17 protein-coding genes are annotated in these 20,667 nt (G+C 38.0%); 2 read left to right on the top strand and 15 right to left on the bottom strand.

Annotated features, from left to right (window positions below):
* Positions 1-324 precede the first annotated feature (324 nt).
* Together ACOZ9X_RS16100 and ACOZ9X_RS16095 are read right to left on the bottom strand one after the other, a co-directional pair.
* Complete coding sequence (locus ACOZ9X_RS16100) at positions 325-780, bottom strand: threonine/serine exporter family protein (RefSeq protein WP_423419093.1); 456 nt, start codon at positions 778-780, stop codon at positions 325-327.
* A gap of 15 nt (positions 781-795) precedes the next feature.
* The gene (locus ACOZ9X_RS16095) at positions 796-1,557 is read right to left on the bottom strand and encodes a threonine/serine exporter family protein (RefSeq protein WP_066390976.1); all 762 of its coding nucleotides are present in this window, start codon (positions 1,555-1,557) and stop codon (positions 796-798) included.
* 390 nt (positions 1,558-1,947) lie between these two features.
* Between ACOZ9X_RS16095 and ACOZ9X_RS16090 the strand changes: the two genes are divergently transcribed.
* Positions 1,948-2,910 (top strand): LacI family DNA-binding transcriptional regulator, encoded by a 963-nt coding sequence (locus ACOZ9X_RS16090; protein WP_423419092.1) that lies wholly within the window; start codon positions 1,948-1,950, stop codon positions 2,908-2,910.
* A gap of 62 nt (positions 2,911-2,972) precedes the next feature.
* On the opposite strand, the gene essA is transcribed toward ACOZ9X_RS16090, so the two are convergent.
* The 12 genes from essA to ACOZ9X_RS16030 all read right to left on the bottom strand — a co-directional run bounded on the left by essA (position 2,973) and on the right by ACOZ9X_RS16030 (position 17,910).
* Positions 2,973-3,443, bottom strand: coding sequence for a type VII secretion protein EssA (gene essA, locus ACOZ9X_RS16085; protein WP_423419091.1), 471 nt, complete (start codon positions 3,441-3,443; stop codon positions 2,973-2,975).
* A 16-nt stretch (positions 3,444-3,459) separates the two neighbouring features.
* On the bottom strand, positions 3,460-6,234 hold the full coding sequence (gene esaA / locus ACOZ9X_RS16080) for a type VII secretion protein EsaA (protein ID WP_423419090.1): 2,775 nt from the start codon (positions 6,232-6,234) through the stop codon (positions 3,460-3,462).
* Positions 6,231-10,715, bottom strand: coding sequence for a type VII secretion protein EssC (gene essC / locus ACOZ9X_RS16075; protein WP_423419089.1), 4,485 nt, complete (start codon positions 10,713-10,715; stop codon positions 6,231-6,233). Before essC ends, esaA begins: the two co-directional genes overlap by 4 nt.
* Before the next feature lie 12 nt (positions 10,716-10,727).
* Complete coding sequence (essB, locus tag ACOZ9X_RS16070) at positions 10,728-12,044, bottom strand: type VII secretion protein EssB (protein WP_423419088.1); 1,317 nt, start codon at positions 12,042-12,044, stop codon at positions 10,728-10,730.
* A 13-nt stretch (positions 12,045-12,057) separates the two neighbouring features.
* Positions 12,058-12,297: an EsaB/YukD family protein gene (locus ACOZ9X_RS16065; protein ID WP_423419087.1), complete on the bottom strand. Its 240-nt coding sequence runs from the start codon at positions 12,295-12,297 to the stop codon at positions 12,058-12,060.
* A gap of 78 nt (positions 12,298-12,375) precedes the next feature.
* Complete coding sequence (locus tag ACOZ9X_RS16060; RefSeq protein ID WP_191754502.1) at positions 12,376-12,669, bottom strand: WXG100 family type VII secretion target; 294 nt, start codon at positions 12,667-12,669, stop codon at positions 12,376-12,378.
* Between the two features lie 464 nt (positions 12,670-13,133).
* Entirely contained in the window at positions 13,134-13,556 is a 423-nt protein-coding gene (locus ACOZ9X_RS16055; RefSeq protein ID WP_423419086.1) for a DUF6526 family protein, read from the bottom strand.
* A gap of 25 nt (positions 13,557-13,581) precedes the next feature.
* The gene (locus ACOZ9X_RS16050; RefSeq protein WP_423419085.1) at positions 13,582-14,679 is read right to left on the bottom strand and encodes an ABC transporter permease; all 1,098 of its coding nucleotides are present in this window, start codon (positions 14,677-14,679) and stop codon (positions 13,582-13,584) included.
* Positions 14,676-15,602, bottom strand: coding sequence for an ABC transporter ATP-binding protein (locus tag ACOZ9X_RS16045; protein ID WP_423419084.1), 927 nt, complete (start codon positions 15,600-15,602; stop codon positions 14,676-14,678). Before ACOZ9X_RS16045 ends, ACOZ9X_RS16050 begins: the two co-directional genes overlap by 4 nt.
* Positions 15,603-15,625: 23 nt before the next feature.
* The gene (locus tag ACOZ9X_RS16040; protein WP_423419083.1) at positions 15,626-15,952 is read right to left on the bottom strand and encodes an ArsR/SmtB family transcription factor; all 327 of its coding nucleotides are present in this window, start codon (positions 15,950-15,952) and stop codon (positions 15,626-15,628) included.
* A gap of 53 nt (positions 15,953-16,005) precedes the next feature.
* Entirely contained in the window at positions 16,006-16,689 is a 684-nt protein-coding gene (locus ACOZ9X_RS16035; protein ID WP_423419082.1) for an SIMPL domain-containing protein, read from the bottom strand.
* A gap of 291 nt (positions 16,690-16,980) precedes the next feature.
* Positions 16,981-17,910 carry a dipeptidase gene (locus tag ACOZ9X_RS16030; protein ID WP_423419081.1) on the bottom strand — a complete coding sequence of 310 codons (930 nt, stop codon included), beginning with the start codon at positions 17,908-17,910 and terminating at the stop codon, positions 16,981-16,983.
* Between the two features lie 126 nt (positions 17,911-18,036).
* On the opposite strand from ACOZ9X_RS16030, the gene ACOZ9X_RS16025 reads away from it, so the two are divergent.
* On the top strand, positions 18,037-19,698 hold the full coding sequence (locus tag ACOZ9X_RS16025; RefSeq protein ID WP_423419080.1) for a glutamine--tRNA ligase/YqeY domain fusion protein: 1,662 nt from the start codon (positions 18,037-18,039) through the stop codon (positions 19,696-19,698).
* A gap of 47 nt (positions 19,699-19,745) precedes the next feature.
* Here ACOZ9X_RS16025 and ACOZ9X_RS16020 read toward each other — a convergent pair whose 3' ends face one another.
* Positions 19,746-20,549 (bottom strand): hypothetical protein, encoded by an 804-nt coding sequence (locus tag ACOZ9X_RS16020; RefSeq protein WP_423419079.1) that lies wholly within the window; start codon positions 20,547-20,549, stop codon positions 19,746-19,748.
* Between the last annotated feature and the right edge of the window lie 118 nt (positions 20,550-20,667).

Raw genomic sequence — 20,667 nt, 5'->3', positions numbered from 1 at the left:
AAACGTTTCAAAGCTGTTCAAAACTTTACCCCCTTGTATTTGACTGAAAATTTTATCTATTTGTAATTATAAGATAAATCATATATGATTACAAATTGTGACTAGAAACGTCAATAATTGTTTCCGGTTTTTCCTTATTATGAAGTTAGTCATGGTAAGAAAACAAGATAAAATTCTTTCCAGTATGGACATTTGTATCTTTTGTCGCGTACAGTTCCTAGTTGAATCTCAAAAACCCAGGAAAAAATAGTAGAATATATGTATGAAAAATTGTGCATAAAAAAACCCAACTGATGACCAGATGGGTTAAAACTGTCTATTTTTTTAGTGCGTTTTGTTTACAATCGTCTTAAGCTTTGATTTACGAATAATCTGGTTGATGACTTCAGAGAAAACAAGACCAATAGCTATACTCCCTGAGATCATAAAGGCTTTTGCAGCTAGATTAATGGCAAGATTATAATCATTCTCGACGAAGCTTCTCATTGCATTGTATGCAATGCCTCCGGGTACTAAGGGAATGATGCCAGCTACACTATATATAATAATGGGCGTCTTATACTTTTTGGCAAAGTATTGTGAGGCGATAGCGATCGTAAACGATGCGATAACCGTTGCTAACACCATGTCTACCCCATTTGTTTCTAATAAGAAGTAGAAGATCCACCCGATCATTCCTACTAGACCACAGTGAAAAAGGGAGCGTTTTGGACCATTAAAAATGATAACAAACGCTGCTGACGCTATAAAACTCGTAATGATTTGTTCAACAATGGTCATCGTGAACGCTCCTTCTTAAAAAAATGAAAAGATAACAGCAATTCCTGCACCTATCGCAAATGCTGTTAAAAAAGCATCTGCGCCTTTAGCCAGTCCAGAAATAAGGTGTCCGGCCATTAAATCACGAACAGCATTCGTAATCAGCAACCCCGGCACCAAAGGCATAACGGAGCCAATAATAATCTTGTCCAGCTCCCCGCCAATGCCTGTGGAAACAAAGAAGAGAGCTTGTAATCCGATTAAAAGGGATGCAGAGAACTCTGAGAAAAATTTTATCGGGACAAGCTGGTGAAAATACAGCAAGGACAAGAACCCAAGTCCACCTGTAATAAATGCTGGGAAAAAGTCTCTCCATTCTCCTTGAAACATGATCAAGAAACATCCTGAAGAGACGGCTGCTGCTAAAACATGAATCCATAAAGAATAAGGAGAACCTGATTCACCAATCTTTTTTAACTCTTTATATGCTTCTTCAATCGTAAACTCACCAGCACTGATTCTTCGCGATATCCCATTCACTTGAGCCACCTTTTCTAGATCTGTTGTTCGTTCAACGATCCGAATCAACTTTGTCTTCGTTGGCTCGTTACCCTCTACAGAAAAAAGAATGCCGGTTGGTGTTACATAAGGATGTGACTGATAAGCACCAAAAGAAGAAGCGATACGCATCATCGTATCCTCTACACGGTAGGTTTCTGCTCCGCTTTGCAGCATGATCTTCCCTGCTAATAAACAGACTGCCATGATATCGTAGGTTTCTTGTTTCTCCATTTCCATTAAGCATACTCTCCAATATATTACTTACCATCATTCTACCCAAAAGTAGAGCGTTAATATTTTTACAGTTTAACTGATTGTCACTGAGTTCGGCAATGGAGTTGAACAAGTTTACAGATGTTACTACAATAAATTCATAAGTTAGTCACCATACACATCAAATAAATAGCGAAAGTGATCCTGCTTATCCTGTTTCTTTTTAGGGAGCACACTTTTTTCGTGAAGTGAAATGGTAAACCATGAAAGGGATAGAATAGAAACACACATAAAAATAAGACTGACGATGCCGGTTAAAACCACCACAAGGCATACCTCCTTTTGTTATATGCAAAGGGTATGGTATGAAACGCGTTTCAGAGCAAGAAAAACTTTTGAAGAAAAGGTGAAGGCATGACCAATATTAGAGATATAGCGAAGTTGGCTGGTGTTTCTGTTACGACAGTCTCACGTGTCATAAATAATCATCCATATGTTAGCGAGGAAAAAGTATCTGCTGTAAAGGCTGCTATGAAAACATTCAACTATCACCGTAACATTAACGCCGTTCATTTAAGCAAAGGAAAAACTCATTTGATCGGTATAGTTGTTCCGTTCTCTAACCATCCTTACTTTGGTCTATTGATTGAGGGAATCGCGAATGCTGCATTAGATCATAATTATAAGCTTGCTCTTATTCAAACGAACTATGAAGAAACAAAAGAAATGGAAGCTTTGAGGATGCTTGAAGACAAGCAGATCGATGCGCTGATCATCTGTTCGAGAATCTGTGCATTGGACGTCATTGAAAGTTACAGCTTGTATGGACCTATCGTCCTTTGTGAAGATTCAAGAAACAATAAGATCTCCTCTACATTTATAGATCATTATAAAACATTTACCATGTCTCTCCATTATTTATACAAAAAAGGGCATCAACAGATCGGCTATACGATCGGAAGGCAGACAGGTACAAACAGCAGCCAGAGAGATGCAGCTTATAAAGATTTCTTAACAAGAAATGCATTATATTATGAGCCAAGTTACATCTTCACAAATCGTTTTGATGTTGAAGATGGTGTTAACGTAGTAGAGCATCTATTAGACATGAAAAGTCGTCCGACCGCTCTACTTGTCACGAGCGATCAAGTAGCCGCTGGAATCCTAACAGGTAGCAGAGAATACGGCCTAGCTCTTCCAGACGACCTTGCAATCATGAGCTTTGATAATCAACCCATCTCAAGGGTTATGCATATTACAACACTTGAAATCCCTTTTGTTGAAGTGGGTAGGAAGCTTTTTCAGCAAGCAATGAACGGTCAGGAAGTGTCACATGAAGAGGTTCAGGTACGATTGATTGAGCGAAAGACGGTTTAACATAAAAAGAAAGCTAGCACTTAGAAGGGGTTAAATTCACCTCGTAAGAGCTAGCTTTTTTGTTAAGGATGATTGTTTATTGTTGTTTTGTTTTTTCTCATACCAGGTATGAGTAGTGCTAACAATACCGCTACGCCTAGAATGATTAATGCAGAATAGATCACCGATATTGAAAATCTTGTTGTATTCTTATTCTGCTCTTCCCCGTCATCTAAAGCTGATAGATTTTCTTCTCTTCCAGCAGCAAATAGTCCCATCGTTTTAGCTTTAGATGCCGTACTATTATCCATCTTAACGGATTGATCAAACAATTCATCTTGCAAATCTTCCAATTGGTTATCTGACGTCTTCGTAAACGTTAAATCCTTCTGCTCTTCTGGAAGCCTCTTTTTCTTTCCAGACAGTGATTCCTCTTGGAGATATTCCGTACTTTCTTTAAACTGATTTTCTTCATATAAATTTGGCGCTAATTCTCTAATGCTTGCACCTGCAAATACTGTTTCAGGTCCAATGCATATAAGAAAAAGTATCATGACCGATAAAATCTTTTTAATAAGCTTCATGCGCCTGGTCCGTATTTGTTTTCTTAGATGGTTTTTTCCATAATTGAATGGCATATGGAATTAACGACAATATGATAATCAAACCAACTAAGAAGAAACAGCCTATCAAATAATCATTATCTGCACCGTATTGTATGGACAGATATACATCAGACATTGGATCATCATATTGAAAGTTAGGTGCTGCTAGAGCAAGTAAAGGGCTAACAAAGAATAAGATTAGACCTACACTAGCAATCCATCCGATGAATTGACCAACATTAAACGCTGAGCGTACTAAGGTTGATGCAGCTGTCAGCAATAATACGGTGAATACGGAAAACTGAATCGAGTTGGTATTTGATAATGAGTAGATCTCTAGACCGAACAAACTAATAACAAGACCTACAATCAAGTTCAACAACCCGAAAACAGAATTTTTTACTAAAAACGGAAGTGGGCTAAAATAGTAACTGAAATAACCAATTAGTAAACTACTGATTAAAATGACGATAAGAATTGCCACTGGCGGTACAGCTTTAACAGCTTGTGAATCTACCTGTGGATTATCACCCGAAACTTTTAATGGATTAGCTAAGTAATCATATACGTACCCATTACTTTGCCCATCTAAGTAAGTATTGCCGAGTACATCAAATACGTCATCTCTTACTAACTTGGTAGATTCTACATTTGTTGTCCATTTCTCATTTAAGACACTTGCATCATTCTGTACACTGCTTACTTTTGTTTGTAGATCACCCGTATAATTTACGACTGATGTTTGTCTTTCACCTAAATTATCCATTAAGTCATTAATCATCATTACTTCTTGATTAATGCTTTGTTGATTTGAAATTAATTGTGAACCTTCACTAGCTTGCGATGGCTCATTCATTTTTATTTCTTGTAATTTCATTAATGCTTTGTTTGCACTATCCTCTATTGAACCTATGTTCTTCATAAGTTCTTGTTGTTGTTCGTCTAAACTTAGCTGATAATCCTGTTTAAAGTTAGTGAAGTTATCTCCTAATCCCCTCATTTCTTGCTGTGTTACTGGAAAATTAGTTTGAAGTTCATTCCATTTATTTCTTTCCTCTTCATCTAAACTAAGAGTCAGCTTTATTCGTGTCTTTAGGTCCTCATTATCAAGCACAGCTTTTTTACTATTGTCGCCATTCGCTTTTAATACCATCTCATATTGCGACAAAAGCGCATAATATGAAAGTGTTCCTTCCAGATTACCCATAGGAAGTGGAGAATTAAACAATTCGGACAAACCATAATTTAAATCTAATATTTCTCTTTCCTTCTCTTGGATTTGAATAAATAATTTTAAATTTCCTTCTCTTAGTTTTTTATTTGCATTAATAATCTCTTGATAATTTACAAAAAGATTATTATAAAGTTCCTTTAGCTTTGAATATTCTATTTTCCAGCTATCTTCATTCGCTTTTGTTTCAATTTTTACTTTTAAATCTGCAATTTTCACACTAATCGCTGTTAATTGTTCTAAAGCTGTAGTAACCTCTGGTTGCGGATTTGGAATTGCAACCAACAGATCTTTCACTTGTGTTACTTGTTGATTAATGGCGAGTAACTCATTCAACTCTTCATCAAAATTTGCTTTATTTGGATCTTCTGGATCAACTGGATTACTAATATCACCTGGATCTCCGTCTTGAGCATTTCCTAGTTGAGCTCGTGCAACTTTAATTTTTTCTTCTAACTGTATCAGATCTGTTTGTCTTTGTTGACTGACATATGCGTCTATAATATCACTATGAATTACATTCATATCTGATATTTGTCTTTCAACTTGTTCTATTCTTTCTTTATTTAAATCATTAATAGATTGATTGTTACCTTCCAACAATTTATTTATTCCAGACATGTTAGTAATAAACTTTTCACCTTGATTATTAAAAATACGTTGGGACTCGCTGTGTTTAGCTATAAAATTTTCTTTCCCAGCGTCAATTAAAGCTAAATTTTGTTGTTGTGCTTCACCCAGTAAGGCCTGCTGATCAGCTTGATAATCTTTATATTTTTGGACATATTGCACAAATGATGAAAGTGTTTGTTCAAATTGATTCAAGTTATTTGCTCGTTGTGGTGATGTCTCGTCAGCCTGCTTCATACTTGATTGAAGCTGAACGAGCATATCTTTTTGCCTTTCTAGCTCTCCGGCAAGTTCAACAGAACTAGGCTTATAAAAACTAATCATCGTTGTTTGGAACTCAATCTCTTTCTCTAATATACGGTCAAACTCTGTTCTAACCTTCTTCATATCTTGAGAGACATAGTTCCAATAAAGCGAAGCCATTTGTTTATTTAATCGATTGCCCGCATAATCCAGTTCACGTAATATTTTTTCTTTATTTACAGCTGTTAACTGCGATTGAACTGTGTATTGAAAATCAGCTTTAGTAGGCTGCTTTTCATCATATGTCATAACATTAGAAGTAAAGTTTGAAGGAATATAAACAACCGCATCATACTTCTTGTTTTTAAGACCGCTATCTGCTGCACTTCTGCTGATAACTGTGTACTTATAGTCGGATCCGTCTTTTAGTATAGCTGGAACTTCCCTGCCTAACTGTAATTGATTCTCCTCTTCTTCTGAACCGAGATCTTCATTTACAATTGCTATAGAACGGGTACCGTTAGCTTTTACTTCCATAGGATTCTCTCCCAAAAAGTTCATAAACAGTTGGGGGAATACTAGAATAATAGCCACAGCCAAAAGCATCTTTATCCTATATTTCCATGAGTTCATCATGTGTATATCTTCCTTTCGATGACACTTAGAGGAATTTGAATTTTTGTTTCTTTTCCATTTTCTACGTAATAACCGTACCCTGCATGAACATCTTCTTCTTTCCTGTTATAAGGTAAGGTAAACAGGCTTTGTTCCGATTTTTTCATTAATACGAGCGCTTGGCGTATTTGCTTAATCTCATTCGTGAACAAGTCAAAACCTTTTGTGATTTCGTTGTTGTTTCCTGAGACAATAACATTAAATCCAAGGTGACTGTAATTTTTCATGTACTTTGATAATCGATCTTGAAGCAGACTATCAGTAGATTGAAGGAACCTTGAGTACCCATCAACTACAAAATATAAAGGGGTAAAAGTTTGATTCAATGTTGTGCCTTTTGATAAAGCTTCTACATATTCCCTCTCTCTTTGCTTAAGCACTTCTTCTGTTTGATCTAGCCATGCTGAAATATGTTCTTTCGTTTCAAGATACACGACTTTTTCCTCTCCAACATAATTGGAAAGTCCACGATCCACTGAATCAAACATGCCTATCGTTTCTGTATCTTGAAGCAAAATGGTATTTAGCATAACTCTTAACGCATTGGTTTTTCCTTTTTGCGTTTGTCCCACAATTAAACAATGCTTGTTCTTAAGGAAATTCATATAGACCGGCTGCACAAATTCTTCGTCAAGCCCAATTGGTAATATACCTGGTCTTTGATTTCCTTTTGTATATTGGGTGAAATTCACCATCGTTAGTTCAGAAGGCAGCATTGGTATCGCTTCAGGACTCGTACTATCTTTGTACTTTTCAACAATGCCCATAATATCTTGTTTCATATTTTCTAATAGTTCATAATCGTCATCCCCATGGGTTGGCAGATAAACTTGAGAGAAAAATGCTTCTTCTCGCTTAATAATCGCTCTTCCTGGAATAGGTTCTAATGAAAAAGGCACCTTACCAAGAACAGTATACGATTCTGAATGATCCATTAAATAATGAACGATCTTTGTTTTTAAATTGTTCATGAGAGACTGTCTAACCGAATTGATTCTTGTAGCTGTAAAGATCATATAAATCCCTAACGTTTGTCCATCCCGTGCAAACTGAGTCATCTGCATTTCTAAATCAGGCATCTCTTCTTTTACTAAATCAAAGTTATCAATCGTTAAAAATAGGATTGGTAGCTTTTGCTCGTGAAGTTTGTTATACATTTTTATACTGCTTACTTCACTTTTTTGAAATTGCTGTTTACGTTCTGCTATTTCATCTTTTAAAAATCTCATGAACTTTTCTATCTTTCTTTCTTCGTCCATCAAGAAGTAATCTGCCGTATGAGGAAGTTGTTTTAAAGGTAGAAGCGCCCCGTTTCCAAAGTCAAACAGATAATAGTGTAACTCCTCAGGACTTAGCTTTGTTGCCATGGATAACAAAATTGTCATAACGGAATGTGACTTTCCATAACCCGAGGAACCGAAGATCCCAATGTTTCCATCATCCATTAGTTTGTATACATAAGGAGTTTGTGACTGTTTCTCAGGTTCGTCTACTAGACCTAAATAAATATCAGAGTCTTTTTCATCAAACTCTATTTTATGAATTAAACGATTGTTTAATGGAGGCAGCCAAGGACTGTTCAGCTTTTTAATTCCCATATCCTTCTGCAGCTCTTCAATCCGATCAACAATAACATCTATTTCTGCTTCTGCATCCTTTTTCTTTTTAGAATCGGATGATAGTCCGGATAAAGGTACCAGACCTAAATCTGTTACAAGCGCGACTTCATCTTCACTAACAACGTTTTCCTCCAAGTATGGCGCACCACTCCAAGCCGATTGAAATAATTCGTAAACTTCATTATTACCGACCTGAAGGTACCCTCTACCCGTCACTGTTATGGAAGAAGCATCAGCATTTTTTAAAATTTCTCTACTATCTGCTGCATCCTGAACTTTTAAGGCTATTTTAAATCGAGCATTACTCCAAATCTGATCGTCAATGACCCCACCTGGTTTTTGTGTGGCAAGTATAAGATGCACACCCAAACTTCTTCCGATCCTCGCAGCACTGACTAATTCTTTAATGAATTCAGGTTCTTCACTTTTCAATTCAGCAAATTCGTCAGAAATTAAAAACAGATGCGGCATCGGTTCTTTGGTTTCACCACGTTTATACAGATTTGTATATTCATTGATGTGGTTAACTTCATATTTATCAAATAGTCTTTGTCGTCTTTTTAACTCACTTTTGATGGACGCAAGTGCCCTTGCAGTAAAGTTTCGGCTTCCCTCAATATTAGTGATTGTACCCAGCAGATGCGGCATGTTCTTGAAAGGCTGGGCCATTCCGCCACCTTTATAATCAATTAACAAAAAGGCAACTTCATGAGGATGAAAATTAACAGCTAGAGATAAGATATAGGTTTGTAAGAATTCACTCTTACCAGACCCTGTCGTCCCTGCTAAAAGACCATGTGGACCATGAGCTTTTTCGTGCAAATTGAGTTCAACAAGATCCTCTTTACCCTTTAACCCTATTGGTACTGCAAGTGATTTAGAAGATTCTCTCGTTGTCCAATTGTGTTGAATAGGCAGATCAACAACTTCTTTAGCCCCAAATAGCTCAAGAAATGACACACTGTTTGGAATTGAATTCGTCATTCCTACAAGGTGATTCAACGTCCTTAGGGTTCTTGCATATTTTTCATTTCCGTCTTGCTTATGTGCATCGAGTTTAAAAGGTATTTGTACAGCCTTTTTATCCTCGATTAATATGTCGCCCTCTGACTCGTTGATGTAGCGAACAAGGGTGTGGATATTGTCAGTTAAACTTTCTTTTGTTTCTGCTGCAAATACTACCGAAATTCCTAAGTGAGAGTATTCTCCCTCTAAATATTCAAGCAATACATGTTCTGAAAGTAACTGTTGATCGAGTACGATAAAAACTAGATGAGGAGAAAACCTAATCTTATCTTTTTGGCTGTTCGTATCTAAATCTCGTTCTCGAATCAATTCATAGACTGAGGATAATAGTTGATCCCTCGTCTGCTCATTATAGATTAGACCTTTAGCATGAGAGTTGGGCAACTGAAAATGCGGCAGCCATTTAACCCATTCCCATTGTTTATAGTCTTTTTCATTAAATATAAAAATTAACCTTACGTCATGATAGCTATGGAAAAATGCCAATTGACCAATGAGCTGATGAAGTTCATTCTTCATTACTGATTCTTTCCCGATAAGACCCATTGCTCCATTTGATAAATTAACTGTGATTGGAACGTTTTTAACTTCTTGGTATACTTTTTCCAGATTTTGTGATTGTTCAAGCAGGTCATCAATTTCCCTGTTCGCCATATCCCCACTGTTTAAAGATAACGTATAGCTTGAAGGTACATTCCCTAAACCAATTCTTATTTGAAGAAGATCATGACTTTCAAGTGTTCTTTCCCAGATCCGATCAGATATTTCTTCTGTGTAATATTTCATCTGTTCAAACGACGGATAATGGTACTGCAGCACATTCCTCTGCTTTTCCGCTAACTCTTCAAGTTCTTTTCTCTTGTTAAGGAGATACAAGTTGTATACCTTCTGGCGTTTAATCTTTCTTTTCTTGAAGTTTCCGCGTTCTTTAAAATACTGAACCGAAGAAGTGACAAGTGTAGTTGCAAACATCACCATTGAAACGATAATAAAAATTCCTCTTGGTTGTATGATTGCAACAATACCCATAACAATCATCATTAAAAGCGGAGGCATGATAATTAACCAAAGACCTCTATTTGGGTTTTCACCCTCTTGTGACGGAAACGACAGTGTCACTTTATCTTTTGGAAGATCAAAGACCATTCGTGGTGTTCTTCGATAATTAGGATATTTCTTACTCATTTCTGAAACAGGCTGTTTGGCTGAAGGAAGCTTTGTTGTGAATTCTTTCCTGCTAATAACCTGAATTAAGTCTGTATCCAATAATTTAATTGACATGAAAGGCCAAAATAGAATGTCACCTACCTCAAACTTTGTGGGACCACTTATCTTATGACCATTCAAATAAGGCTCGCCTTTATTAGGTGAGATCATCCATCTCTCTCTAGCCTTGATAAGTACGAATGAAACTTCTTCTGAACTAAAGCTCTCTAAGGGCTGATACATGAGATCAGACTCTGAGCCTGTGGCAGAAAACGTGTACTCTTTTTCAAAGCCAATGTAATAAGACTGTTGAGTCTCAATATCAATTGTAAGGTAGATTCGTAATGTATGATCTCCATCCGATACCTGGAACAAGTTATCTTCCATTACATGACCGATGACTTTATCATCTTGGTAAATCTCTATCTTTTCCTGATTTCGGCTGATCGTTAAAATACCCTTGCTAAACGGAAAGTTTCTAACCGTAACCGTATCTGAAATATTCGGACCGATCGTTAACGATTTTAGAGACTCGTTATCCAAGTTGATCTGCTGATAGTTCTTATTAAAAAACACCCAAAGTGTGCTCATACTTCACCCCCTCTAATTCGAATTGGCAGGTTTCGGTGGTGTTGCAGGCTTTTGCTCCTTTTCAGCAGCAGCTGCTTCTTCCTTAGCCTTTTGCTCCATTGCTTCTTTTTCTTTTTGCTTTTCTTCTTCAGCTTTTCTCTCTTCTTCTTTCAGTCTCTCTTCTTCTTCTTTAATTGCTTCTTGTTCTTCGAGATACTCATCTATTTCAGCTTGTACTTCTTTAATTTTTTGCTGTTTTTCTTCACTACTCAATTTATCATCAGATTTTAATTCTTCACGATATTTAATTAGTGCGAACATAATAAGATCCTTATCTTCTAAAGAACGTGCGATATCGAGCGCTTCTTTCGCATTCCCTCTTCCGATATGTATCCAATATTGAAAATAGAGAGGTTCCGATTGTAAGGAAACAGTGTTTTGAATATTTTGCTTTTGTTCTTCAGTAAGTGATTCGTTGATTATGTAAGATGAAGCTAACTGGTATTGAACCACATTTGGCATATCTTCAACATCATAATCAGACATCACTTCCACGACTTCACTGTATTCTTTACCTAGAAAATGTTCGTTACTGCTAACAAAAGCTTCTTGTCTAGGCTGTAAAAAGAACAGAGAATAGATCGTATACACAATAGCTGGGATGAAACATATCAATAAGCCTAATGATGCATATTGTGTAAACTTCCATTTCTTTTGTGGAATATTTAGCATCAGTTTATCTATTTCATCTATGTCATTTAATTTTTTTTGTATGAAAAGTAACAGTCCATTCAAATCATCGACTTCTAATACCTCTTTAGCCGTGGTTGATAATTCGATGGTTTCATGAAGCTTTAAGTAATCATGAAAGGAATGTTTACCGTCTACTAAGAAAGCAATCGTAGCTCTAAGCTCTTTCCAAACTCTTTCATGCTCTGCTTCGTAAGGAGGAATACTTTCTTTCACTCCATAATGTAAGAAAGCTGGTGATAGGCTTTGATCAAATACTAAATTTTCAGGACATACCACCAAATGCAAACGATTCAATGTATGTTCTTTTACTTTTTTTGTAAGTTGAAACGCAAACATCCATTTACTTCTATCATTTTGACTTGTTAATTCGGGAAAATACCGGTAATTAGAGTGGGGGAGGATAGTAATCTTAAGTTCGTTTTCATCAACGATAATGGATCGCTGAATATCTGAATCTAATTCTTTTAACAATTCTACTTCGATAACGTTATCAAGTTTTATTTTTTCTTTTTGAAATGCAAAAGTAATAGAATCCTCATCTCTACTAATCTGGGATTCTAAGATTTGTTCCAAATATGTTTTATTTTTTTCGGTCATTGCTTAGACCCCCTCAAAGAATTTCAAAACGATCACCTGTTAATATTCCACTCTCTATTAGCTTTTGGTTTCCGGAGAGTACAATATTTTTATTTGGCACACGTACCCAGTAACCGTCTCTAGGCGGAGAGTCAATTTCTTTTGTTTGCCAAACAATATCTATTACTTTTTTAACAGTATGGAAGTTTGAAAGTCGAAGATCAAACGCTTCCCCTGTATAATGTTTTAAATCTACGGTAACTTCAATGTACATAATCATCACCTCAAAAAATGAAGAGCGCCTTTAATAAAGAAGGCGCCCCCATGAACAAAGAACCAAAAGTTAAAAAGGTTACCCTCTAATTTGGCTTGCGATTTGGTTATCAGCGTCTTCTAGAGCTCTAGATGTATTGTTAAGTTGAGCGGAGATATCTTCAAGCAACTGTTGCATTTGAAGGAAAGATGGTTTTAATGCCTCATATTGTTGGCTGAAAGCTTTACTTGCTTCCCCTTCCCACATACCTTCTAATTGGCTGATCATTGCATTTAAGCGTGAAATCTGCTCTCCTACTTGGCTGCTTTCATTGGAGTAACGACCTGACATATCTACTAACTCTGCTGGTGTAACGCGAATAATTCCTGACATTTTCTTCTCTCCCTTATTTTTTAAAATTTATAAACAACGATCTTTAAGATCGGTTGCTTCTAATTAGAAATGGATAAATACACCTATATTTGCCCTATTATGGAAATAACGAAACCATAAATTTGTAAATATTTGATACTTTTTACTTATCACTACCAAAACCCTTGGTATGAATGACTTTAGAGCAACGGAATATTTTCTACCCAAACCAATTACTACCATATTTTTACACGATATTTCAATAACTATCTTATATTTTATCGAATTTTGAATCCTTATAACCATGATTAAAGTCCCGATATAATTTTCTGCAAGTAATTCTTTCTCCCTTTTATACTATAAAATTACCTTTAATTTAAAACGTTGATTTGTATTCTCAAATAATTATAATCAAAATTAATTTCCAAATATTATTAGTAATACAGACAAAAAGACACATGGATCTGGGTCCACGCGTCTTTTATTTAGATTCTATAATGATCTGCTTTCCAATTCGTAATCGCTTGTTTAATTTCCTTCGGTTTCATGTTCTCAGCTGCTGCTTTCTCCGCCAAAAGTGGAATTTCTTCGTCTGGTGCGAATCGAAGGGCTACGATCTGCCCTGCCGTAAGTCTTCTATCTAACAACTTTCCTGTTAATACGTAATAGCGTAAGTTCTCTTCTGCTCGAATCGCACGATCTTGAGCTTTCAATGGATATAAGCGAAGTAAAGCAAACGTCACTAACAGACTGAGTGCCATCACAATTAGTATCACGCCTAGGAACTTATCTTCTGCTTTAAACAGATAGACAACGCTCGCGATAAGACCTCCAAGGACGAGCAAAGAAAGTACATAATGATAGATGGGGTGCATACGTGCATGATTCTTATAATTTTGTGTATTCATTTTTATTCTCCTCTTTGTGCTTATTCTATTCCCACTTAAACGTAAAGCTCGCCACGATAAACGCTCCGATCAACCAACCGCCGAGAATCATGGCCTCCATACCGAGATCTAAAAACGAAGCACCTACGTTCATCGTCTCACGAAGAGCATGGCTTAAGTGAGCGATCGGTAGAATTTGTACGAACGGCTGCAAAAACTCGGGCATGTCTCTTATTGGAAAGAAGACGCCACCTAAAAACAGCATCGGAAACGATAGAAAACCAGCAATTGGTCCAGCACTCTCAGGAGTCTTAGCAATGCCTGCGATAATAAAGCCGATCGCCATAAACGCTAACGTCCCAAGCGTTACGAACGCGATTACGGTTAACCATGAACCTCTCACTTCAATACCGAATGCAGCCCAAGCGACAGCTAATACGATCATCGCTTGCAAACCGTTCAGCATAAAACGAGCTGTAATTTGCGCTGCAATAAATGTAGATGCTTTAAGTGTTGTTCCTTGCATACGACGTAAGATTCCGCGTTCACGCCATGATGATATCTGGCCAGCCACTCCGTTCATGTTATTGCTCATGATCATCATCGCCACGATTCCTGGTACTAGGAAATCGATATAACGAAGGTTAAGTGCTTCTACCCCTTTTGATTCTGTTATAACAACAGGCTCATAGCTCACTGATTCTTTACTGATCGTATCAACTGCATTATCAACAAGCTGAAGTCCGACTTGGGACATCGCCATGTTCGTTTCATTATAATAAACAGGCAGTTTAAAAGGATCTGCTTTGTTTCCTGCAGCAAGATTTTCACCATAACCTTTTGGAATGGTAACAACGAGCGTTAGGTCACCTTGCTTTAGCTGACTTAACACATCTTTTTCGTCTGAACTTTTTTCAAGGGATACTGCTTCGTTTTTTTCCATTTCTTTCACTAAGTTCTTTGACTGTTCACTCTTATCCTGATCAACAACAGCTGCCGTAATGGATACGCCATTACCGTTTCCTAAGAATGAACCTAACATGACCATCAGAACGATAGGAAATGCGAGGGTCCAAAACAGTACTTGTCTGTTTCTAAGGAAGATCCGAAGCTGAGCAAGTGTTAGTAGGTAGTATGATCTCATCCTTCTCTTAACCTTCTTCCTGTCATGTGGATAAACACATCTTCAAGTGTTGCCGTTCTCGTTTGTAGATCTACAAGCTTCAGCTGTTTTTCAGAAGCGATAGCGATTAAACTCGTCAATGTCTTCTGTAGATCATCTGTATAAAGAACATGGACATCTTTCTGACTGCCCACTTGCTTCACACCTTCGATCTCTGATAAAACAATATCTACTTCATCGTTAAATTTAAATTCAACTGCGCTATCCGACTGGAGATTTCTTACGAGTTCACTAGGCGTATCTAGAGCAATTAGCTTTCCTTGATCCATAATGGCGATACGGTCGCATAACACGTGTGCTTCATCCATATAATGAGTCGTCAGTACAACGGTTTTGCCCCGTTCCTTCAAGCGTAAAATAATATCCCATAACGTACGGCGTGCTTGTGGATCGAGTCCAGTCGTGGGTTCGTCCAAGAAAATAATCTGTGGATCATGCACGAGTGCAAGCGCGATCGCAAGTCTCTGCTTCTGACCACCAGACAAACCTTTTATTCTGCTATTCTTTTTCTCTGTTAAAAGCATGTCATCAATCAATTCAGGAATCGAGATATGTTCCCGGTAAAAACTGCCATAAAGGTGAAGGATCTCATCTACGGTCAAGAGCTCAAAAAGAGTAGTAGATTGAAGCTGTACACCGATGACTTCTTTTACTTTATCAAGCTCTTTTGTGATATCGAATCCACCGACGATTGCCGTTCCTTCATCAGGCTTACGAAGACCAACTAACATCTCAAGCGTCGTCGTCTTCCCTGCTCCGTTGGGGCCGAGCAGACCAAACACCTCACCATTATGTACAGAGAACTCACTTCCATCCACGGCAGTAAAATCTCCATATCGTTTCACCAGTTTCTCAACCTTTATTATTTCTTGCTGCGTTTCCATTGTTCACACTCCAAGCATACGTTTTACTGCTTCTTTTGTTTGCAGCAAAACATACCTTCAAATTTTGTCCATAGCTCTTTAAGAGTAGATATCCATTCACATGCTCCGTCCATTGCGTCCGGCTGTATCGCGTAATAGCGATAGCGCCCCTCTTTTCGGTGTGTGACAAGACCTGCATTCTCTAAAACTTTCAAATGCTTCGAGATCGCAGGAAGCGACATATCAAAAGGCTGAGCTAACTCTTGCACACTCCTTTCCCCTTTTGAAAGCTGCTCAATGATCGTACGCCGAGTGGGGTCAGATAGAACTGAAAATACATCATTTAAGTGTTCTGGATTATATTTAACCATTTGGTTAATTATAATGTGCTACATATCAGACTGTCAATTTGCACCCATCATTTCTAACTAAATGTATACTGAATTTTTACAGAGGCTGTAATCTTATTCTCACCTGGCTGTATAGGTGTTTCGGCACTTTGTGCATACATAACGGCTTGAAACGGAACGGGTCTAGGAGGTAAGGATTGAGATACCTCTTGAACGGTGACCGGTACCGGCCGAATTGTAACTTGTAATGCCCTTGCCATAGAAATAGCTTTTTGTTGAGCATTCTGAATAGCTAGTGACAAGGCCTGATTATAAAAGGTATCTGGGTTTGAAACGGTGAATTGAATGGACGATACAGAGTTAGCTCCGTTCGCTATCGCTTGATCGATTGCCTGCCCTGTTTGCCTAATATCTTTTACCGTTACCTGCAACTGATGCTCTACACGATATGCTCTAAATTGCTGCTGACCATTTTCATAATTATATTGAGGTTCAATTCGAAAACTAGATGTTTGAATATCGCTTTGAGGAATACCTAATGACATAAGCGTTTGTATAACAGAAGCCGTTTTATCAGCATTCTCCTTTTGAGCCACACTTAAATTTGGGTTTTCTGTAATGACTCCTATTGTAAGAAGAGCTCGATCCGGAACAGCAGAAACAGAACCTTCACCGGATACTATTAAGCGATTCATCGTTGTGAGGTCATCTTGCTGCCTCATGCCTACATTTTGAAAACCTGGATGATTGTAATACATAACAGACTCCTTTCGCCTAGTCATTCTATATAAGCTATGAAAGTTTACGAGAGAAAAGAAGAGCATATGATGAGGGCTTTTGTGGAAGTTTTGCTAGGTCAAGAAGACTTATGCTCGGTTGTGTGGTTTTATGATCGTTCACGGACTTTTATGATCGTTCCAGAAGTTTTATGCTCTCTTGTAGAATTTTATGATCGTTCGCAGCAATTACGCTCGTTCACAGCTCCCACTAATATCCTTCTTCTTAGAAAAAAGCCGACATCCCGGGAGAATGCCAGCCTTTCTTTCAAACTATATTTTAGAAATAAAATTCATGAAGTTTTGAGAAGCAAATCCTCGGACTTCTTCTTCAGAATAATGTTTTAATAGCTCATTGATTAAATTTTGAGTCATGGATGCATCTTCTAAATCCGTAATAAGTTGCGAGATGCCGTCGAAATCAGAGCCGAGGCCGATTTGTTTTACTCCGCCAAGTCCACAAAAATGGTCGATGTGATTAATTAAGTCACCAATACTTGCAGAACCCTCACTCTTCGTAAATGGCGGGTTATACACAACGTGTACGACGCCACCTTTACCGAACATCTCTTTTGCCATCTCATCTGTAAGGTTCCGCGGATGGTCACACAATACGCGTGAATTTGAATGGCTGGCAAGCGGATAATCAGCAATCTCCATCACATCCCAAAAAGCACGATCACATAAATGAGACACATCGGTTAAAATTTTATTTTTATTATTGAACGCCACGATTTCTTTTCCGAATACCGTCAAACCAGCTCCACGTGGTTCTTGAGCACCATCCGCGGCAAGATTCGCATGATTCCATGTTAGACCGATCAAAAGAACACCGAGTTGATGCAGGATGCTTAACTTCGTTAGATCGTCACCAATCGCATCCACTCCTTCAAGCGTAAGAACGGCTCCGATTTCTCCATCCTTCAATGTTTGAAAGTCGTGCCAGTTCTTCAAATGCTTCATCTCTGGATTTTTACCAAGAACCTCTTTATAGAAATAGTCCACTTGCTGAAGCGCAGACTGAAATTTTTGATCGCTCGGAATAAATGGTTCTATGAAAATCGCAAAGAACTGAACGTTCACTTTTCCCTTTTGAAGACGTTCTTTATTTGTAGCAAGCTGTGGCGCATCTGCATAACGCAGCCTGCCGTCAGTCTCCCATAGTTTTAATAATGCATCGCAATGCAAGTCAATGACATTCATGTTGATCCCACCATTTCTTTGTTAAATAATCTCCATATCCCTAAAAGAATACGTTTAGTTGAAATTTATTTTTGTTATAATGTAAAGTATATCTTAGTTTACATATAAGGAAAGGCTTGATACGGGATGGAGAATAGTTCTTCAAATTTTATTAAAACAATCATCCAAAACGATCTGGAATCCGGAAAACACAAGAAAATCGTTACACGTTTTCCACCAGAACCAAACGGATATCTTCATATTGGACATGCAAAATCAATCGTAATCAATTTTGGACTGGCAGACGAGTTTGGCGGAGAAACCAATCTGCGCTTCGATGATACCAACCCATTGAAGGAAGATCAAGAATACGTTGATGCGATTAAGAACGACGTCGAGTGGCTTGGGTTTGAATGGGAGAACCTTCGCTTTGCTTCCGATTACTTTGAAGAAATGTACGATCGTGCTGTGCTTTTAATTAAAAAAGGAAAAGCATATGTGGATGATCTTACCGCAGACGAGATCCGTGAGTACCGCGGAACGTTGACAGAGCCCGGTAAAGAAAGCCCTTATCGCAACCGTTCTGTAGAAGAGAACTTAGATCTATTCGATGTCATGCGTAAAGGCGAGTTCGAGAACGGACAAAAAGTACTTCGTGCAAAGATCGACATGAGCTCACCTAATATTAACTTACGTGACCCAGTCATTTATCGTGTCTCTCATGCTACCCATCACAATACCGGTGACACGTGGTGCATCTATCCGATGTATGCATTCGCTCACCCGATCGAGGATGCGATCGAAGGCGTTACACATTCGCTTTGTACAACAGAGTTTGAAGACCAACGTCCTCTATACAACTGGGTAGTGGAAGAGTGTGAAATGGAAAGCCAGCCACAGCAAATTGAGTTCGGCCGCCTAGGTCTAACGAATACGGTAATGAGTAAACGTAAACTGAAGCAGCTTGTGGACGAAGGCTATGTGGACGGATGGGATGATCCGCGCATGCCGACGATCTCTGGACTGCGCCGTAAAGGGTACACGCCCGAGTCAATCGTTGAGTTTGTAAAAGCCGCTGGAGTTTCAAAAGGTTCTGGTGTAACCGACACAGCTATGCTTGAGCACTTTATACGTGAAGATCTTAAGGTAAAAGCACCTCGTACGATGGGTATTGTGGATCCATTAAAAGTGATAATCACAAACTACCCTGAAGGACAAGTTGAGATGCTTGATGCTGAGATCAACCCAGAGAATCCTGAAATGGGTTCACGTCAGATTCCGTTTTCTCGTGAAATCTATATCGAGCGCGAAGACTTTATGGAGGATCCTCCGAAAAAGTACTTCCGTCTCTTCCCTGGAAACGAAGTTCGCTTAAAGCACGCTTACTTCATTAAATGCGAAGATTTTGTAAAAGATGAAAACGGCAATGTGGTTGAACTTCATTGCACATATGATGTAGAAACGAAGTCAGGCACTGGATTTACAGGCCGTAAAGTAAAAGGAACACTTCACTGGGTAGAAGCTACACAAGCCGTGCCTGCAGAGTTCCGTATCTATAAACCACTTATCTCTGATGAAGATATGGAAAAAGAAGAAGACAGTGAAGGCAAGACATTCTTAGATTACGTGAACAAAGATTCTCTTATCGTAAAACAAGGATATATTGAAGCAAACATGAAGGACGCGAAACCTCAAGATAAGTTCCAGTTCTTCCGTCATGGCTACTTCAACGTAGATCCAAAGCATACATCAGAAGAAAAGATTGTGTTTAATGAGATTGTTTCGTTGAAGAGTTCGTTTAAATTATAAACAAAAAAAGAAGGATCCGGCTGGATCCTTCTTTTTTTGTATGTATATTATTTCTTTTTAACTTTATCTCGTTTTCGAGCTGAAAAGAAACCAACGATAAAAATAATTATGCCGAACCAAAGATAGAAAGCTATAAGCCATTCATTAAGATTACCGATGAAGTAATTAATGAAAAGTCCTAAAAAAGCGCCTGCAAACCAAAGCTTCATAGCCCAACTTGCGGCGGTATGCGCCCAACTCTTACCTTCTAACTGATCTAAATAAGAATAATTAAGACCAATTTGTTCTTCATGACCCATTTGGAGAAAAGCAGCTTCTGCGTTGTATTTTTTACAATTCACAACAATATCATGCCAGCTAAGGGGCAAACAATGATCCTCTGGGTACACCTGTTTCCCATCTGCTTCACTTAGATAGACAGGCAAGACCTTAGCTCCATCGGGCAATTCAATAAATCTCAGCTGTCCTTCCACAGTTAAAAGGATATTAGCTCCTCCACGCTTTTTTAATTCTCTAATAGCATATTCCCTCATGAGAAGCTTCATATCATCTTTACGAAGAACCACCATAGATTCATGATTAGGATTGATTAGAAGTAGTTGCTGTTTATTTCGCAACGTGGTTTTCAACACAGTCAATGCATCTGTTCTCTTTGTATTCAAATGAGCTTGAAAGGCATGTACCGCTTCCGCATCTGTAAAAACAACGGGCCCCTCTCCTTCATCTGTTTTTATACGAAGTTCCGATTCAGGAAGTAGAAGATATTTCACTTTCGAAGCTAACTGAGGAAAGGCATGCTTCGGCTCTAGAGTTCCATCTTTTAACTGGTTAAGTAATAATGCTGGTTCCATGTAAACCCCATCCTTTAAAATATCCAATTTAATCTTCAGTAATCATGAAAATTTCTGCGATTATTATTTAGACTTGAGCTCTAGTTATAATATAATTTAGAAAACTTTTCAGAAGAGA

This window comes from Fictibacillus nanhaiensis (genome assembly GCF_049537595.1).
GTDB classification, from domain to species: Bacteria; Bacillota; Bacilli; order Bacillales; family Fictibacillaceae; genus Fictibacillus; species Fictibacillus nanhaiensis_F.
Note: the sequence above shows the minus strand (reverse complement) of the source record. Positions and strands in the feature narration are given on the sequence as shown.

Excerpts from the sequence above, each read along its gene's own strand:
- ACOZ9X_RS16090 (WP_423419092.1), top strand. The coding sequence starts at position 1,948 with ATGACCAATATTAGAGATATAGCGAAGTTGGCTGGTGTTTCTGTTACG.
- esaA (WP_423419090.1), bottom strand. The coding sequence starts at position 6,234 with ATGATGAACTCATGGAAATATAGGATAAAGATGCTTTTGGCTGTGGCT.
- ACOZ9X_RS16050 (WP_423419085.1), bottom strand. The coding sequence starts at position 14,679 with ATGAGATCATACTACCTACTAACACTTGCTCAGCTTCGGATCTTCCTT.
- ACOZ9X_RS16040 (WP_423419083.1), bottom strand. The coding sequence starts at position 15,952 with ATGGTTAAATATAATCCAGAACACTTAAATGATGTATTTTCAGTTCTA.
- ACOZ9X_RS16095 (WP_066390976.1), bottom strand. The coding sequence starts at position 1,557 with ATGGAAATGGAGAAACAAGAAACCTACGATATCATGGCAGTCTGTTTA.
- ACOZ9X_RS16045 (WP_423419084.1), bottom strand. The coding sequence starts at position 15,602 with ATGGAAACGCAGCAAGAAATAATAAAGGTTGAGAAACTGGTGAAACGA.
- ACOZ9X_RS16030 (WP_423419081.1), bottom strand. The coding sequence starts at position 17,910 with ATGAATGTCATTGACTTGCATTGCGATGCATTATTAAAACTATGGGAG.
- ACOZ9X_RS16065 (WP_423419087.1), bottom strand. The coding sequence starts at position 12,297 with ATGTACATTGAAGTTACCGTAGATTTAAAACATTATACAGGGGAAGCG.
- essA (WP_423419091.1), bottom strand. The coding sequence starts at position 3,443 with ATGATACTTTTTCTTATATGCATTGGACCTGAAACAGTATTTGCAGGT.
- ACOZ9X_RS16100 (WP_423419093.1), bottom strand. The coding sequence starts at position 780 with ATGACCATTGTTGAACAAATCATTACGAGTTTTATAGCGTCAGCAGCG.
- ACOZ9X_RS16020 (WP_423419079.1), bottom strand. The coding sequence starts at position 20,549 with ATGGAACCAGCATTATTACTTAACCAGTTAAAAGATGGAACTCTAGAG.
- essC (WP_423419089.1), bottom strand. The coding sequence starts at position 10,715 with ATGAGCACACTTTGGGTGTTTTTTAATAAGAACTATCAGCAGATCAAC.
- ACOZ9X_RS16055 (WP_423419086.1), bottom strand. The coding sequence starts at position 13,556 with ATGAATACACAAAATTATAAGAATCATGCACGTATGCACCCCATCTAT.
- ACOZ9X_RS16025 (WP_423419080.1), top strand. The coding sequence starts at position 18,037 with ATGGAGAATAGTTCTTCAAATTTTATTAAAACAATCATCCAAAACGAT.
- essB (WP_423419088.1), bottom strand. The coding sequence starts at position 12,044 with ATGACCGAAAAAAATAAAACATATTTGGAACAAATCTTAGAATCCCAG.
- ACOZ9X_RS16035 (WP_423419082.1), bottom strand. The coding sequence starts at position 16,689 with ATGTATTACAATCATCCAGGTTTTCAAAATGTAGGCATGAGGCAGCAA.
- ACOZ9X_RS16060 (WP_191754502.1), bottom strand. The coding sequence starts at position 12,669 with ATGTCAGGAATTATTCGCGTTACACCAGCAGAGTTAGTAGATATGTCA.